1 protein-coding gene is annotated in these 370 nt (G+C 54.9%); it reads right to left on the bottom strand.

The window, feature by feature from the left end:
- Positions 1 to 38: 38 nt before the first annotated feature.
- On the bottom strand, positions 39 to 370 hold a 332-nt coding region (locus tag QP909_RS11805), incomplete at its 5' end, for an integrase core domain-containing protein (protein ID WP_284767332.1).

Raw genomic sequence — 370 nt, 5'->3', positions numbered from 1 at the left:
GGGCCTGGCCCCCGGAAAGTAGACACGTCGGGGGTTAGCTATGCTGCTTGGGTCAGTGTAGCTGAATTAAGCGCCTCGAAGTCATCGGGGGCTAGAAGGTTGCACCAGGAGTGCCGTCTGCGCGTGTTGTAGCGCATGCACCATCGGAAGACTTCCTGGCGGCAGCTGATTGGACTTTCAAAGAGTTTCCTATCACGCAGTACTTCACGCTTTAAGGTGGCGTTAAAGGATTCTGCTAGGGCATTATCGGCACTCGTTCCCACTGCTCCCATGGATTGACGCACACCAAGCTGAGCGCAGTGGTCCCTAAATGCCTGTGAGGTGTACACACTGCCGTGATCGGAATGGAAAATTGCCCCTTTAAGGCTTC

Source organism: Corynebacterium sp. MSK195 (genome assembly GCF_030228885.1).
Lineage (GTDB): Bacteria > Actinomycetota > Actinomycetes > Mycobacteriales > Mycobacteriaceae > Corynebacterium.
The sequence above is the reverse complement of the archived record's forward strand: the minus strand, read 5'-3'. Positions and strand labels throughout refer to the sequence as shown.